Source organism: Bordetella genomosp. 6 (assembly GCF_002119705.1).
Classification (GTDB): Bacteria; Pseudomonadota; Gammaproteobacteria; order Burkholderiales; family Burkholderiaceae_B; genus Bordetella; species Bordetella bronchiseptica_F.
In genome coordinates this window covers 3,564,331-3,579,846 of record NZ_CP021107.1, presented here as the reverse complement: position 1 = coordinate 3,579,846, position 15,516 = coordinate 3,564,331, and the positions used below count along the sequence as shown (strand labels likewise).

At 67.6% G+C, this 15,516-nt stretch carries 16 protein-coding genes; 11 read left to right on the top strand and 5 right to left on the bottom strand.

From position 1 onward, the window contains the following. Positions 1-15 precede the first annotated feature (15 nt). The 6 genes from CAL11_RS16800 (at position 16) to CAL11_RS16775 (ending at position 5,781) form a co-directional block, all read left to right on the top strand. Positions 16-759, top strand: a complete 744-nt coding sequence (locus tag CAL11_RS16800; protein ID WP_086093582.1) for a TenA family transcriptional regulator — start codon at positions 16-18, stop codon at positions 757-759. 275 nt (positions 760-1,034) lie between these two features. Next, a complete protein-coding gene (locus CAL11_RS16795) occupies positions 1,035-1,865 on the top strand; it encodes an ABC transporter ATP-binding protein (protein ID WP_086093581.1) in 831 nt (276 codons plus the stop codon). Continuing rightward, entirely contained in the window at positions 1,858-2,562 is a 705-nt protein-coding gene (locus tag CAL11_RS16790) for an ABC transporter ATP-binding protein (RefSeq protein WP_086093580.1), read from the top strand. Before CAL11_RS16795 ends, CAL11_RS16790 begins: the two co-directional genes overlap by 8 nt. 3 nt (positions 2,563-2,565) lie before the next feature. Next, positions 2,566-3,453, top strand: coding sequence for a branched-chain amino acid ABC transporter permease (locus CAL11_RS16785; protein ID WP_086093579.1), 888 nt, complete (start codon positions 2,566-2,568; stop codon positions 3,451-3,453). A gap of 7 nt (positions 3,454-3,460) precedes the next feature. Continuing rightward, a complete protein-coding gene (locus CAL11_RS16780) occupies positions 3,461-4,474 on the top strand; it encodes a branched-chain amino acid ABC transporter permease (RefSeq protein WP_086093578.1) in 1,014 nt (337 codons plus the stop codon). A gap of 104 nt (positions 4,475-4,578) precedes the next feature. Next, on the top strand, positions 4,579-5,781 hold the full coding sequence (locus CAL11_RS16775; protein ID WP_167382523.1) for an ABC transporter substrate-binding protein: 1,203 nt from the start codon (positions 4,579-4,581) through the stop codon (positions 5,779-5,781). 28 nt (positions 5,782-5,809) lie between these two features. Here CAL11_RS16775 and CAL11_RS16770 read toward each other — a convergent pair whose 3' ends face one another. Genes CAL11_RS16770 through CAL11_RS16750 form a run of 5 tightly spaced genes read right to left on the bottom strand, consistent with a single transcriptional unit; the run spans position 5,810 to position 10,302 of the window. Continuing rightward, entirely contained in the window at positions 5,810-6,532 is a 723-nt protein-coding gene (locus CAL11_RS16770; RefSeq protein WP_086093576.1) for an ABC transporter ATP-binding protein, read from the bottom strand. After that, positions 6,529-7,263 (bottom strand): ABC transporter ATP-binding protein, encoded by a 735-nt coding sequence (locus tag CAL11_RS16765; protein ID WP_086093575.1) that lies wholly within the window; start codon positions 7,261-7,263, stop codon positions 6,529-6,531. The genes CAL11_RS16770 and CAL11_RS16765 overlap by 4 nt, the downstream gene beginning before the upstream one ends. Then, positions 7,260-8,207: a branched-chain amino acid ABC transporter permease gene (locus CAL11_RS16760; RefSeq protein WP_086093574.1), complete on the bottom strand. Its 948-nt coding sequence runs from the start codon at positions 8,205-8,207 to the stop codon at positions 7,260-7,262. Before CAL11_RS16760 ends, CAL11_RS16765 begins: the two co-directional genes overlap by 4 nt. After that, positions 8,204-9,067, bottom strand: coding sequence for a branched-chain amino acid ABC transporter permease (locus CAL11_RS16755; protein ID WP_086093573.1), 864 nt, complete (start codon positions 9,065-9,067; stop codon positions 8,204-8,206). The genes CAL11_RS16760 and CAL11_RS16755 overlap by 4 nt, the downstream gene beginning before the upstream one ends. 26 nt (positions 9,068-9,093) lie before the next feature. Then, the gene (locus CAL11_RS16750; protein WP_086094607.1) at positions 9,094-10,302 is read right to left on the bottom strand and encodes an amino acid ABC transporter substrate-binding protein; all 1,209 of its coding nucleotides are present in this window, start codon (positions 10,300-10,302) and stop codon (positions 9,094-9,096) included. A gap of 208 nt (positions 10,303-10,510) precedes the next feature. Between CAL11_RS16750 and CAL11_RS16745 the strand changes: the two genes are divergently transcribed. From CAL11_RS16745 to CAL11_RS16725, 5 genes are all read left to right on the top strand, one after another. Then, positions 10,511-11,905, top strand: a complete 1,395-nt coding sequence (locus CAL11_RS16745; protein WP_244172822.1) for an MmgE/PrpD family protein — start codon at positions 10,511-10,513, stop codon at positions 11,903-11,905. Positions 11,906-11,910: 5 nt separating this feature from the next. Next, positions 11,911-12,687, top strand: a complete 777-nt coding sequence (locus CAL11_RS16740; protein WP_244172821.1) for an IclR family transcriptional regulator — start codon at positions 11,911-11,913, stop codon at positions 12,685-12,687. A gap of 131 nt (positions 12,688-12,818) precedes the next feature. After that, the gene (locus CAL11_RS16735) at positions 12,819-13,568 is read left to right on the top strand and encodes an SDR family NAD(P)-dependent oxidoreductase (protein ID WP_033459997.1); all 750 of its coding nucleotides are present in this window, start codon (positions 12,819-12,821) and stop codon (positions 13,566-13,568) included. Between the two features lie 66 nt (positions 13,569-13,634). Continuing rightward, the gene (locus tag CAL11_RS16730) at positions 13,635-14,609 is read left to right on the top strand and encodes a Bug family tripartite tricarboxylate transporter substrate binding protein (RefSeq protein ID WP_033459996.1); all 975 of its coding nucleotides are present in this window, start codon (positions 13,635-13,637) and stop codon (positions 14,607-14,609) included. A 48-nt stretch (positions 14,610-14,657) separates the two neighbouring features. After that, complete coding sequence (locus CAL11_RS16725; protein ID WP_086093570.1) at positions 14,658-15,506, top strand: alpha/beta fold hydrolase; 849 nt, start codon at positions 14,658-14,660, stop codon at positions 15,504-15,506. Positions 15,507-15,516 lie beyond the last annotated feature (10 nt).

Sequence of the window (15,516 nt, the reverse complement as noted above, 5' to 3'; positions counted from 1 at the left end):
AGGCAGGAGGAAGAAATGACCGCTCTTCTTTCGAAGAACGATTTCCGCGCTGCGCTGCAGGAAGCCATCGTGGGCAAGGCCTCGGCGAAGGCGGCATTCAGCCAGGCGTGGATGGACGGGACGCTGCAACGCCATCATTTCGCCCGTTGGGCCGAGAACCACTATCACTACGTCGGCCCTTTCGCGGACTACCTCGGGTACATCTACAACAATGCCCGCGACGAGCAGGACGGGGTCAAGGACCTCCTGCTGCAGAGCATGTACGAGTTCCGGCATCTGCAGGAAGGCGAGGCCAATGTTTCCCACACGGACCTGCTGATCCGTTTCGCCGAGGCGTGCGGCACGACGCGCGAACGGGTCGAATCCCCGCAGGCCTGCAATCCGATCACCCGCGGCATGCAGGCATGGTGCTACGCCACGGCGATCCGCGAGTCCCCCGTGGTGGCGACGGCCGCCTTGCTGGTCGGCCTGGCCTCGCAGGTTCCGCAGATCTACGCCAGGCAGATCGTTCCGCTGCGCGACCCGCGCGTCTATGGGTTCAGCGAACATGAGGTCGCCTTTTTCGCCCTGCGGATCACTTCGGATGGCGCGCACGCCGAGCGCGGCTACCGGATCGTGCTCGATGGGGCGACCACGCCCGGGCTGCAGCAACGCTGCCTGCAGTTCGTGCGATGGGGCGCGGAAATGCGCTATGCCTATGCGCAGGCGATCTACGACCAGTATGTCGCGCCCGACCTTGGCGCCCGCCGCGTGGATTGATGCGCGCGGGCCCAGGCCGGCGGTGTCGCGGCCGCAATGTTATGGATTAGCTGCTGGTTATATCTGTATGAGCAGCTTTCAATATTCAGCCTCTTGAGAGCGGCCTAGAATCAACGCAAATTCAATAACAGCCCCAGCCGCTGGCTGGGCGCTGCGGGTCCTGGTGCCGCCTTGAATATAACTTTTATTCAATTCAAGACGCGTCGAACCCAGCGCTTCCCGGCGCCAGGCCCGGCCGCCGCAAAAAATACGATGACAAGACGGAGACAGATGTTGTGGAACACATTGCCAAACCAGATGAGAGCGCTTCCCCGGCCCATGCCCGGGATGGCGAAGCTCACGCAATGACCGCCGCGCACGGCCATGTGCTGGTTGCCCAGGGGCTGACGAAGGCATTCGGCGGATTCACCGCCGTCAACAACGTCGATCTGCGTGTGCGCGCGCAAACCATCCACGCGCTGATCGGTCCGAACGGCGCGGGCAAGACAACCTGTTTCAACCTGCTCAGCAAGTTCCTGCAACCCAGCTCGGGGCGCATCTACTACCAGGGCAGCGACATTACGCGCGCGGCGCCGGAGGACATCGCCCGCCGCGGGCTGGTGCGCTCGTTCCAGATTTCGGCGATTTTCCCCAAGCTGACGCTGGGCGAGAACGTACGGGTCGCATTGCAGCGCAAGCTGGGCACGTCCTGGCACTTCTGGAAGCCGCTGGCCAGCCTGCGCGTCCTCGACGAGCAGGTGGACCGCCTGCTGGAGTCGGTGGGCCTGGCCGAGCGGCGCGACGAGCCGGCGGGATTGCTGTCGTACGGACGCAAGCGCGCGCTGGAGCTGGCGACGACGCTGGCGCTGGAGCCGGATGTGCTGCTGCTCGATGAACCGATGGCGGGCATGGGCCGGGAGGACATCGAGACGGTCGCCACGCTCATCCAGAAAGTCGCCAAGGGGCGGACCGTGCTGATGGTGGAGCACAACCTGGGCGTGGTCGCGCGGCTGGCCGACACCATCACGGTGCTGTGCCGCGGCGAAGTGCTCGCGGAGGGCTCGTATGAAGCGGTGTCGAACAATCCCGAGGTCATCGCCGCCTACATGGGAGGGGCCCATGCCTGAGACGCATCTGCAGGTCAGCGATCTGCACGCCCAGTATGGCGAAAGCCAGGTGCTGCACGGCATGGCCCTCACGGTGGGGCGCGGCGAAGTCGTGACGCTGCTGGGCCGCAACGGCGCCGGCAAGACCACGACGCTGCGCGCCATCATGGGCCTGCTCGCCAGGCGGCGCGGCTGCGTGCGGTTCGAGGGACGCGAGCTGATGGGGCTCGCGCCGGAGGCGATCGCCCGCTCGGGCATCGCCTTGTGTCCCGAAGAGCGGGCGATCTTCTCGGGCCTGAGCGTCCAGGAGAACCTGATGCTTCCGCCGGTCGTGCGCGCGGGCGGGATGACGGTGCCGGAGATCCTGGCGCTGTTTCCGAACCTGGCCGAGCGCCTGAAAAGCCCGGGGACGAAGCTGTCGGGCGGCGAGCAGCAGATGCTGGCGATCGGCCGCATCCTGCGCACCGGCGCGACCCTGCTGCTGCTCGACGAGCCGAGCGAAGGGCTGGCCCCGGTGATCATCGAGCAGATCGGCCTGACCATCCGCAAGCTGAAGGACCGCGGCATCTCCATCCTGCTGGTGGAGCAGAACGTCAGTTTCGCCACCAGCGTCGCGGACCGGCATTACGTCGTCGAGCATGGAGAGGTGATCGACGCCTTTTCCAATGCCGAAATCGCAAGCAAGAGCGCTCGGCTGAGCGCCTACCTGAGTGTTTGAACCATGGGCATCGAATCCATCCTCGGCATTCCGAGCAACGCGTTCATGGGCCAGTTGCTGATGGGGCTGATGAACGGCGCCTTCTACGCCATGCTGAGCCTGGGCCTGGCGATCATTTTCGGGCTGCTCAACGTGATCAACTTCCTGCACGGCGCCCAGTTCATGGTGGGGGCCTTCATCGCCTGGATGCTGCTGGCGTGGGCGGGCCTGAGCTATTGGGTCGCCCTGCTGGTGGCGCCGCTGGTCGTGGCGATCGGCGCCGTGTTCGTCGAGCGCCTGTTCCTGCGGCACCTCTACCGCCTCGACCATCTCTACGGCATGCTGCTGACGTTCGGCCTGATGCTGATGGTCGAGGGGCTGTTTCGCAAGAGCTTCGGCTCGTCCGGGCTGCCGTATCCCAATGTCATCCCCGGCGGCATGGACCTGGGCTTCATGTTCCTGCCGTATTACCGCGCCTGGGTCGTGGCGGCTTCGCTGCTCGTCTGCCTGGCCATCTGGCTGCTGATCGAGAAGACGCGGCTGGGCAGCTATCTGCGGGCGGCGACCGAGAATCCGGACATGGTGCGCGCCTTCGGCATCAAGGTTCCCGTGCTGCTGACGCTGACCTACGCGTTCGGCGCCGGGCTGGCCGGCCTGGCGGGCGTCATGGCGGCGCCGATCTACCAGGTCAGCCCGCTGATGGGCTCCAACCTCGTCATCCTGGTTTTTGCCGTGGTGGTGATCGGCGGCATGGGCTCGATCCTGGGTTCGATCCTGACCGGCTTCTCGCTGGGCGCCATCGAAGGCCTGACCAAACTCTTCTACCCGCAGGCGTCGGCGACCGTGATCTTCCTCGTGATGATCATCGTGCTGCTCATCAAGCCGACGGGCCTGTTCGGCAAGGCGAAGTGAAACCACCATGAAAAAAGATACCTCTCCGATGCTGCGCCCGATGCTCGTCCTGCTGGCGTGCGCCATGGTGGCGCCGGCCATCGTCTATCCGATCTTCCTCATGAAGGTCATGTGCTTCGCGATCTTCGCCTGCGCCGTCAATCTGCTGGTCGGCTACGCCGGCCTGCTGTCGCTGGGCCATTCCATGTTCTTCGGCATGTCCGCCTACATCACGGCGCATACGCTCAAGGCGTGGGGCTGGCCGTTCGAGGCCGCGCTGCCGGCCGCGGTGCTTGGCTGCGCGGCGCTGGGCTTCATCGCGGGATCGATCGCCATCCGCAGGCAAGGCATCTACTTCGCGATGATCACGCTGGCCCTGGCCCAGATGGTTTATTTCTTCTGTCTGCAGGCGCCGTTCACCGGCGGCGAGGACGGCCTGCAGAACGTGCCGCGGCCCGTCATCCTCGGGCTGTTCGACACCGCCGACGACTGGACGCTCTATGTCGTGGTGCTCGCCATTTTCCTGGCGGCGGTGGCGGTCTATCACCGGGCGATCCATTCGCCGTTCGGCGAGGTGGCCAAGGCCATCCGCGACAACGAGCCGCGCGCCATATCCCTGGGCTACAAGGTCAATCGCCACAAGCTGCTGGCCTTCGTCATCTCGGCGGCGCTCACCGGCCTGGCCGGCGGCACGAAGGTGCTGGTTTTCCAGCTGGCTTCGCTGACCGACGTGGGCTGGCACATCAGCACCGAGGTGGTCCTGATGGTGCTGGTGGGCGGCATGGGGACGATCATCGGGCCGCTGGTCGGCGCCGTGCTCATTCTCGCCATGCAGTACTACCTGGCGCCGCTCGGAGAGTGGGTCATGGTCATCCAGGGGGCGGTCCTGGTCACTGTCGTGATGATCTTCCGGCGCGGACTGGTCGGCGAGTTCGAGGCATGGCGCGCCCGCATGGCCGCCAGGCCCGGCAAGCCGGCCCTGGCGCCGCGCCATGCGCCGGGCAGCTTTGTCGTGCATTCGGACGCGTGGTCCGGCAAATGAGCGCTTTTTTTCCTTCATCGCCAGGCACACGGCCGTGCCGCGGCTTGCCTGCTGTTTCCCTTTTCCATCGAGGATTCCACATGTCTGTGAACAAGAAAGCATCCATGAAATCCGCCGCCGCGCTCGCCATGCTCGCCGGCGCGCTATGCGCATCGCCCGCCGGCGCGCAGGTGTCCGGCGACGTCGTCAAGATCGGGATTCTCAACGACCAGTCGGGCCTGTATGCCGATCTGGCCGGCGCGGGCTCGGTACAGGCGGCGCGCATGGCGATCGAGGAGTTCGGCGGCCAGGTGCTGGGCAAGAAGATCGAGCTGGTCTGGGCCGACCACCAGAACAAGGCCGATATCGGCGCCGGCATCGCGCGCGCCTGGTTCGACCGGGAAGGCGTCGACGCGGTCGCGGACTTCTCCAACTCGAGCGTCGGGTTCGCGGTGCAGGGCCTGGCCAACGAGCGCAAGAAGATCACGCTGGTGGCGGCGGGGTCGTCCGATTTCACCGGCAAGGCCTGCAGCCCGTTCTCGACGCAGTGGGTCTACAACAGCTACAGCAACGGCTACGGCCTGGCGCGCCTGCTGGCCAGCCGGGGCATGGATTCGGTATTCCTGCTGACGGTGGACTATACCTTCGGCCACGCCTTCGCCAATGACGTGCGCAAGGCCGTGGCGGAGAACGGTGGCAAGGTGCTGGGCGAGGTGCGTTTTCCGTTGAATTCGTTCGACCTGAGTTCGTATCTGCTGCAGGCGCAGGCCTCGAAAGCCAAGCTGATCGTGACGGCAGCCGCCGGCAGCGACATGACGTCCACGGTGAAGCAGGCCAACGAATTCGGCATCACGCCCGGCCAGGCGCTGGCCGCGCCGGCGGTGTTCATCACCGATGTGCACAGCATGGGCCTGCAGGCCGCCCAGGGCCTGCAGTTCGTGACGGCATTCTATTGGGACCGCACGCCGGATTCACGGGCCTGGGCCGAGAAGTTCTTCGCGAGCCGCAAGGCCATGCCGTCCATGACGCAGGCCGGCGTGTATTCCGCGGTGCGCCATTACCTGAAGGCGGTGGAGGCCGCCAAGACGGACGACGCGGTGGCGGTGGCCGCCAAGATGCGCGAACTTCCGGTGCGCGACATGAATATCGAGAACGGGCGCGTTCGCGAGGATGGCCAGGTCATGCACGACATGTACCTGGTCGAGGTCAAGAAGCCCGGCGAGTCCCAGCGTGCGTGGGATTACTACAAGGTGCTGACGACGGTGCCCGCCGACCAGGCGTTCCAGACGCTGGCCGACAGCGCCTGCCCGCTGGTCACGAAGCCGTGAGCGGCAGGCCGTCCGGCGGACTGTGCGTTCAGATTCCCAGGTACGCCTGGCGGACCTTGGGATCGGTCAGCAGCGCGCTGGCCGGGCCGCTGTGCACGATGCGGCCCGTCTCCATGACATAGCCGCGGTCGGCGGTCGACAGGGCGAGGTGGATGTCCTGTTCGACCAGCAGCGTCGTCACGCCTTCGCGCCGTATGTCGGCCAGCACCGCCATCAGCCGGTCGACCACCACCGGCGCCAGGCCCAGGCTCATTTCGTCGATCATCATGAGCACGGGGGCGGCCATCAGCGCACGCGCCATGGCGCACATCTGCTGTTCGCCGCCGGACATGCTGCCGGCGAGCTGCCCGCGCCGCTGCGCCAGGCGCGGGAAAAGGCCATAGACCTTGTCCAGGTCGCGCGCGATGTCGGCGCGCGCGGTGCGCCGGTAGGCGCCCATCAGCAGATTGTCCTGCACCGTCATGCGGTCGAACAGCTGGCGGCCTTCCGGCACCTGCACCATGCCGCCGGCGAAGGCCTGGTCGGGGCTGGCCCGGGACAGCTGGCGGCCGTTCATCACGATGCTGCCGGTGCAGGGTAGCACGCGCGACAGGGCGCGCAGCAGCGTGGTCTTGCCCGCGCCGTTGCTGCCCACCAGCGCGACGATCTCGGTGCGCCGCACTTCGAGCGATACGTCGTGCAGCACGGGCAGCTCGCCGTAGCCGGCGCTCAGGCCTTCCACGGTCAGCAGCGGCGCGGCGGTGTCGTTCATGTGCGCCGCCTTCCCAGGTAGGCCCGCACCACTGCCGCGTCGGCCAGGACGACGTCGGGCTCGCCGTCGGCGATCTTCTCGCCGTGGTGCAGGACCAGCAGCCGGTCCGACAGGCTCTTGATGGCCTTGATGACGTGTTCGATGACCAGCACGCTGATGCCGGCGGCGCGCACCTTGCGGATCACGTCGATGACCTCGTCGATCTCGACCAGGTTCAGCCCCGCCATGACTTCATCGCACAGCAGCACCCGCGGCTGCATGGCCAGCGCCTTGGCCAGTTCCAGCCGCTTGCGGCCGGGCCCGCCCAGTTCCTCGGCGCGCTGGCCGGCCGCGCGGCCCAGGCCGACGAAATCCAGGCAGGCGCGCGCCTGTTCGCGCGCCTTGGCGAGATCGGGCTGGCCGCCGCCGCGGCCGAACAGCGCGCCGACCGCGACGTTGTCCAGCACGGACAGGCCCGGGAAGGGCCGCATGATCTGGAAGGTGCGGCCGATACCCAGCCTGGCCCGCCGATAGGCCGGCAGCGCGCCGATGGGCTTGCCCTGGTAGAGGATTTCGCCGTGGGTGGGGGCCAGGGTGCCGCTGATCAGGCTGATCAGGGTGGTCTTGCCGGCGCCGTTGGGGCCGATCAGGCCCAGGATCTCGCCTTCGGCCAGCGTGAAGCTGACCTGGTTCACGGCGACCAGGCCGGCGAAGCGCCGCGTGACGTCGCGGATTTCGAGGATGGCCGTCATAGCTTGTGCGCCCGGACGTTTTCGATGAAGTAGCGCCAGCCCGATTTCCGGTAGCGGCGCAGCAGGTCGCTCAGCCCGCGCGGCATGAGCACCACCGCCGCGACGATCACCACGCCGAAGAACAGGCCCGCGGCGCTGGTGATCTCGCTGGACAGGAGCTCCGAGATCGCCGACAGCGAGAAGGCGCCCACGACGGGGCCGAGCACGGTGCCCGCGCCGCCGAACACGGCCATGATGATCATCTTGACGTTCAGGCCGATGTCGAAGGCGCTTTCCGGGTCCAGGAAGGTGATCCAGTAGGCATGGATGCCGCCGGCCAGCGCGCTGAACACGCCGGACAGCGCGAACGCGGCGACCTTGTAGAGCGTGGTGTTCACGCCCATGACGGCTGCGCCTTCCTCGTTCTCGCGGATCGCGATCAGGCCGAAGCCGAACCTGCTGCGCGTCAGCCACGCCACGGTCAGGGTCGCCAGCACCAGCAGCGCCAGCGACAGTTCGTAGAACAGCGGGTCGTTGTTCAGCGGCGGCAACACCAGGCCGATATTCTGGCCGGCCAGCTCGATGTTGGACACGATGGCGGTCATGACCTGGGCCAGCGCCAGAGTGGCGATGGCGAAGTAATGGCCGCGCAGCCGCAGCACCGGCATGCCCAGCAGCAGGGCGAAGGCCAGCGCAAGCGCCACGCCGAACACCAGGCCCGCCGCGAAGGGCAGCTCCCATTGCACCATGGCGATGGCCACGCCATAGCTGCCCAGTCCATAGAAGACCGAATTGCCGAAGGAGGCGTAGCCGGTGTATCCGCCGATGATGTTCCAGCCCTGGGCCAGCACGGCCAGCAGCAGGGTATTGATGCCGAACTGCACCATGACGTCCGAGCCGTACCAGGGCAGGCCGGCCAGCGCCGCCACCGCCGCCAGCGCCAGCATCGCGCGCCAGGCCTTCATGCCGCTCTGCCGAGCAGCCCGCCGGGCCGCAGGAACAGCACCAGCACCAGGATGCCGAAGCTGGCCACGTCGGCGAAGGTCGGTCCCACGTACAGCGTGGTGAGCGATTCGATGATGCCCAGGAACAACCCCCCCACCATGACGCCCAGGGGGTTGTCCAGGCCGCCGATGATGGAAATGGCGAAGCACTTCGCGGTCAGCGTCGCGCCGATGTAGGGATTGATCTGCGAGACGGTCCCGTACAGTCCGCCGGCCGCGCCGGCCAGCGCCAGGCCCAGTCCGAACGTGACGGCATAGAGGTGGCGCGGCTCCACGCCGTACAGCCGCGCCGCGACCAGGTTCTGCGCGGTGGCGCGGATGGCGCGGCCCAGGCGGCTGTGCAGCAGGAACAGCCACATCCCCAGCGTCAGCGCCAGCGCCACGCCGAAGGCGGCCAGCCGCGCCACGGGCAGCGTCACCGGGCCGAGAACGTAGCTGTCGCCCGCGTAGGGCGGGTTGATGGTGCGGAAGTCGGCCGAGAACGCCAGTTGCGCCAGATAGGTCAGCACGACCTCCAGGCCGAAGGTGAGGAGCAGCGTATTGAACATGGGCGCGCGCACCACCAGGTTGAGCAGCCCGCGCTGCAGGGCATAGCCCAGCGCGAACAGCACGGCGGCCGTGGCCGGCAGGCCCAGGAAGGGGTCCACGCCCAGGTCGGTGTACAGATACCAGGAGACGTAGGCGCCCAGCATGATGAACGCGCCGTGCGCCAGGTTGACGATATTCAGCACGCCCCACACCAGCGCCAGGCCCTGCGCCATCACGGCATACAGCCCGCCCAGCAGGACGCCGTTGACGAGGATTTGCGCCAGCAGATCCATCGTGCTCTCCCGGTCCGTCCGCGCGCCTAGCGCGCGTCCCAGGCCGGCATCGGGTACTTGGGCGGCGTGATGAACCCCTTGGCGCCGTAGACTTCGGCCAGTCTGTCGCCCTGCACCTGGATCACCACCTGGGGCAGGTCGATCTGCCCCTGCGCGTTGAACGAGATGGGGCCGTACAGGCTGTCGAAGCGGCTCCTGGCCAGGGCGTCGCGCACCTTCCGCGGATCCAGGCTGCCGGCGCTTTCCATGGCGTGCGCCAGGGCTTCGACATCGGCCACGCCCGAGGCCGCGTGGTAGTCCGGGTCATAGCCGTACTTCGCCTTGTAGGCGCGGGCGAACTGCTCGGCGTCGCCGAACCAGCGGTCCTTCAGGGCCGCGGAAGGCAGCCATGCGGTCATGCCGAAGGCATAGTCCGCGTCGGCGCCGAGCGCCTTGCGGAAGTCTTCCGAGGGCACGCCGACCGTGAACGAATACATCTTGGGGGCGACGGCCAGGCTCTTGGCCTGGCGCACGAAATTCAGGATTTCGGTTTCGTGCCCGGCCACCAGCACCGCGTCGACCTTCTTGCTTTTGATCTGCGACAGCAGCGAGTTGAAGTCCGTGGCGTTGGTGCTGTAGCGCTCGTCCATCGCCACGTTCAAGCCGGCCGATTTCAGCAGCGGGCGGGTGCCCTGGGCAACCGACACGTCGAACGCATCGTCCGCGTACAGCAGCGCCACGCTGGCCGGCGCGGGCTTGAGCGCCTTGAGCATGTCGACCGTGCTGCCGAAGTAATTGCTGGCCGGCGCCAGGGTGCCGAAGATGTACTTGAATTTGCGCGCGAAGATCTGGTCCGATGCGCCGCCGCCCTGGACCATGGGCACCTTGTATTTTTCCGAGACCGCCGAATCGGCCAGCGCGAAGTTGCTGGCGAAGGGGCCCAGCAGCAGGTTGACCTTGTCCTGGGTGACGAGCTGCGTGTACTGGCGCACGCTCAGGTTCACGTCGGACTGGTTGTCGTAGATCTTGAGCGCCAGCTTGTGGGCCACGCCGCCGATCTGCACGCCGCCGGCGGCGTTGATCTGGTCGACCGCGATCTGGTAGGCGTCGCGGTAGTAGCGTCCGGTGTTGGCGACGGGGCCGGTCAGCTGGATGGAGGCTCCCAGGAGGACGGTTGGCGCCGGGGCGGCGGCCGAGGCGCCTGTGCATATGGCAAACGCCAGAGCGGGTAAGGCCCGCATTAGTTTTCGAGACATGATGATGTCTCCTTTCGACTTTATGCGATCCATTCTCTGACCCGCATGTTTACGTTAACCTGAATCTGAACATGGCAGAGGGGTTGTTGGCCGCCGCGCCGCATGTGCACATTGTGAACATGACGCCGCGCGCCGGTTGACATGGCCGCGGCTGCAACGCGATCGTTGGGCTCCCCGGCCGGGTCCGCGTACACGCGGCCCGGCAGCCATGCTTTCCAGCCCGATGCCGACTTCCACCATTTCCGCTTCCCCCGACCTTGCCGAGCAATATGCCGCCTGGGCCTGCGCGCTGCGCTACGCGGACGCGCCGCGCGGCGTCCGGCAGGCCTTGCGCAACTGCCTGCTCTACAACCTGACCATGGCGTTGGCGGTCGATCCGGCCGACGACCCGCTGGGCGATACCCTGGGCGCGGTCGCGCGCCAGGCCGGCGCCGCCCGCCTGTTCGGTGGGCGCGGCGCGCGTTCGGCCCAGGACGCCGCTTTCATCAACGCCGGCCTGGTGACCGCGCGCGGTCAGAACGATACGCATCCGGATGTGGTGGCGCATATCGGCTGCATCGTCATCCCGGCCGTGCTGGCGCTGGCCGACGAGGAGCAGGCCGCATGGCCGGATGTGCTGGATGCCTTGCTGGCGGGCTATGAGCTGATCCCGCGCCTGGCGCAAGGCACGGCCGAGGCGACCAGCCGCCGCGGCTTGCGGGCCACGCCGCTGTACGGCGTGCTGGGCGCCGCCGTGGCGTGCGCGCGCCTGCTGCGCCTGCCCGTGCCGCGGGCCGCGGCCGCGCTGTCGATCGCGACGCAATATGCGTGCGGGACCATGCAGCCGTGGGTGGATGGCTCGCAGGAGTGGCGGCTGCAGGTCGCCAAGGCGAGCCGCGACGCCGTGAGCGCGGCCTTGCTTGCGCGCGCCGGCCTGCAGGGCGCGCGGCGCGCACTGGAAGGCGACAGCGGTTTCGCCCGAGCCTATGCGGGCGGCGCAGCCGGCCCGGCGGATTTCTCCGGCTGGCGCCTGCCCGAGATGGCGTTCAAGCCCTATCCGGGCTGCGCCTTCAACCAGGCGCCGGTCCATGCGTTGCGCGAATTGCTGCAACGCACCGGCATCGACCCAGGGCAGGTCGCCGCGCTCGATGTGGCCATGCATCCGTTTGACGCCGGCTATCCCGGCATCGGCGCCTACGGGCCGTTCCCGTCGCCGGCGGGCGCCATCATGAGCGCGCCGTTCATGCTGTCCGCCACCTTGCAGGACGGGCAGCCTGGCATGGCGCATTTCGGCCGCGATTACGCCGGCGGCCCGTTGCACGCCAGGTCGGAGCGGGTGCGGATACGCGCCTGCGCAAGCGTGGCCCGCTGGGCCTGCCGCGTGGCCGCGACCCTGCAGGACGGTACGCGCCACGAAGGCGCCTGCGATGGTGGCTTCGTGCTGGATTGGGCGCAGACCGTGGCGCTGGGCCGCACCGTGTCACGGGAGAGGCCAGGCGCGGGACAGCCGCGCCGCTACGCGGCGCTGGCCCGGGCGGTGGAGGATCTGGAGACGAGGGCGCAGGCGGGCTGGCCCGCGTTGCAGGCCGCCGCCTATGATCAGACCGTGAACGATCACGCGTGAATGCCATGACAGCCACCATGAAAGGCGCCCAGGCGGTGTCCCGGGCGCTCAGCCTGCTGCGCCACATTTCGCACAGCCACCCGCACGGCATCGGGATCGCCGAGCTGGCCATCGCGGCGCAGCTGGACCGCACCACCGCGTACCGCCTGGCATCCAGCCTGGTCGAGTTCGGCCTGGTCGAACGCGATACGGCGCGCAACTACCGGCTCGGGGTCGAGGCCATGCAGCTGGGGCTGGCCGCGATGCGCTCGGCGCCGGTCGTCGAGCGCCTGCGGCCCATCATGCGCCGGCTGGCGCGGCGCACCGAAGACACGGTTTTCCTGGTCGTGCGCAACGGCGACTATGGCCATTGCCTGCATTCCGAGGAGGGCAGCTACCCGGTCAAGGCGCTGGTGCTGCAGGTCGGCGGCATGCGCGTGCTGGGCATCGGCTCGGCGGGCAGCACCTTGCTGGCCAACCTGCCGGATGATGAGATCGCCGCGCTATACCAGCGCCATCAGGACGAATTCGATCCACGCGGCCTGAGCCTGGGAAAACTGCGGCGGCTGGTGCAGCAGACGCGTCGCCGCGGCTACGCCGATACCGCCGATCTCGTGGCCGATGGCGTCAGCGGCGTGGGCATGCGCTTCGAGTTCTCCAGCGGCAGCCAGGCGGCGCTCAGCGTGGCTGCCATACGCAGCCGCATGCCGCCCGAACGCAAGGCCTGGATCGCGCAATTGATCGCCGAAGAGCTGCAGGTCGGCGACTTCATTCCCTCCTATCTGCAAGGCGTTTCCATCTAGCGCGGACCACTTGGTGAGCAATTTGTTCACATGGTGAATAAATCGGCAAGTCGCGCTAACCTCGCCCGCATCCGCCCCGTCACACTCCTCGCCGTACATGCAGACAAACCGCGCTGGCGAGGTGAGCAGAGATGGAACTGGGCATACAGAATCAGGTTGCGTTCGTCACGGGCGCGGGCAACGGCATAGGCTGGGCCTGCGCCCAGGCCCTGGCGCGCGAGGGTTGCCGCGTGGTCGTCGCGGATATCGATGCGCTCGCCGCCGAGCGCGCCGCGCAGGCCATCGAGCAGGCCGGCGGCAGCGCCCTGGCGCTGACCCTGGATGTGGGCCGGCCGCAGGCCGTGCGCGAATCCGTGGCGACCGTGCTCGCCCGCTGGGGCGGCATCGAGATCCTGCTCAATAACGCCGGCTTCTCGCGCGACAGCGCGATCGGGGCGATGAGCGATGCGCAGTGGTCCGATGTGCTGACGGTCAATCTGTCCGGCGCGTTCCACTGCATCCGGGAGATCGCGCCGCACATGGTGTCGCGCAAGTACGGCCGCATCGTGAACATGGCCTCGCGCGCGCACTTCGGCGACATCAACAAGGCCAACTATTCCGCCGCCAAGGCCGGCGTCATCGGCATGACCAAGGCCCTGGCGCTGGAGCTGGGCGAGCACGGCATCACGGTCAATGCCGTGGCGCCCGGCATCATCCAGACGGCGCGCGTGCGGAACCTGCCGCAGTTCGCCGGCATCGAATCGCGCTCGCTCGGCGCCATGCCGATCAAACGCATCGGCCGGCCCGAGGAAGTCGCCGACGCCGTCGCGTTCCTGGCCTCGGCCAGGGCCGGCTTCATCACCGGGGAAGTCCTGCATATCAGCGGCGGCCGCTATGGCTGATGGGGCGCCGCCGCCGCGCCCCGCTTTCCGACGATTCCACCACGATCCAGAAAATACGGAGACATCATGATCAAACCCTTGGGACTGTTCGCGGGCGCCATCGCCCTGTTGCTCGGCGCCGGTGCGGCGCATGCCGAGTCCTGGCCGCAGTCGCGCCAGCCGATCAGGCTGGTGATTCCCTTCGCGCCGGGCGGCACCACCGATATCCTGGGCCGCATGATGGCCGAGGGCCTGAGCCGGGAGCTGAAGGTTTCCGTCATTGCCGAAAACATCGCGGGCGCCAACGGCAACCTGGGCGCCCAGACGGTGGCGCGCGCCAGGCCGGACGGCAACACGCTGATGCTCGGCACGCCGGGGCCGATGATCGTCAACAAGTACGTCTACAAGAACCTGGCCTTCGATCCGAAGACGGCGTTCGCGCCGGTGGCGCTGGTGGCGGAGCTGCCCAACGTGCTCATGGTGCGGCCCGACCTGGGCGTCGACGACGTGGCCGGGCTGGTCGGCCTGGCCCGCAAGGAGAAGGACGGCCTGACCTTCGGCAGTCCTAGCGTGGGCTCCAGCGGCCACGTGTCGACCGAGCTGTTCAAGCTGCAGGCCGGCGTCAGCGCCGTGCACGTGCCGTACAAGGGCAGCTCGCCCATGCTGGTCGATCTGATGAGCGGCAATACGGATTTCACGATAGACCAGATTTCGTCGGCGATCGGCTTCATCCAGGGCGGCAAGATCAAGGCCCTGGCGGTCACCTCCAGGACGCGTTCGGCGCAGTTGCCGGACGTGCCCACCTTGCGTGAGGCAGGTTTCCCCGATTACGAGGTGTCGGTCTGGTTCTGCGTCGCGGCGCCGGCGGGCACGCCCGAGGACCGGATCCAGGCGCTCAACGCCGCGTTGAACAAGGTGCTGGCCGAACCCGCGGTGCGCGAGCGCCTGGCCTCGCTGGGCGCCCAGCCGCTGGGCGGGCCGGCGCAAGACCTGGCGCGCCAGATCCTGGCCGAGGAAAAGAACATCCAGGCGGTAACGAAAGTCGTCTCGTTCGACAACTGACGCGGTGCCCGCCGCGATCACTCATTCAATGATGGAAGACAGTCACTCATGACTTTGATGAAAGATGTACAGACGGACAGCGTGTCCGCCGGCGGGGTCCGGGTCGTGTACCACGACTCCGCGCCGCAGGCGGACGATGCGAAGACGGTGGTCTTGTTGCATGGTACCGGCGGTTCCGCGCAGAACAATTTCTGGGCGCTGTTTCCCATGCTCGCCATGCGCCATCGCGTGGTCGCGCTCGATTTCGTCGACCCCGAGGGCCCCGGGGTGCCTGACGCCCGGGCCTACGTGGAGCAGGCGCTGGCCGTGGTGGAGGCCGTCTCCCGGGGCCGCGCGGTGCACCTGGTGGGCTATTCGTTCGGCGCCGTGGTCGGCGCGTTGCTTGCGGCGCGCCACGGCCGCTGGGTCGAGTCCCTGACCCTGGTGGCGGGCTGGCTGAAGACGGATACGCAACAAAGGCTGCGCAATGCGGTCTGGCGCAGCCTTTACGAAAGCGGCCACGAGGCCCTCGCGCCGTTCTCGGTGTTCACCGGTTTCAGCCAGGCCTTTCTCAACGCCAGGAACGAAGCCGAACTGGAAGCGCTGATCCAGGGCGTGCGCAACGGCCCCGACCGGTCCAGGAAGATGGCATTCAACCGCGACGTGGACATCGGCGACGAAGTGGCCGGCATCGCCGTGCCCAGCCTGGTCATCGGCTGCACGCACGACCAGATGGCGCCGGTGCGCCACGCGCGCCTGCTGTTCGGCAGTATCCAGGACTGCCGCTACGCGGAAATCAATGCCGGCCACGCCGTGGTGCACGAGCGTCCGTCCGAGCTATTCACCATGATCGATACCTTCGTGCGCGAGCCGCAAGCCTGGCCGGCCGGCCACATCGTCCAGAACAGCCACGCCTGAAACGCGGGAG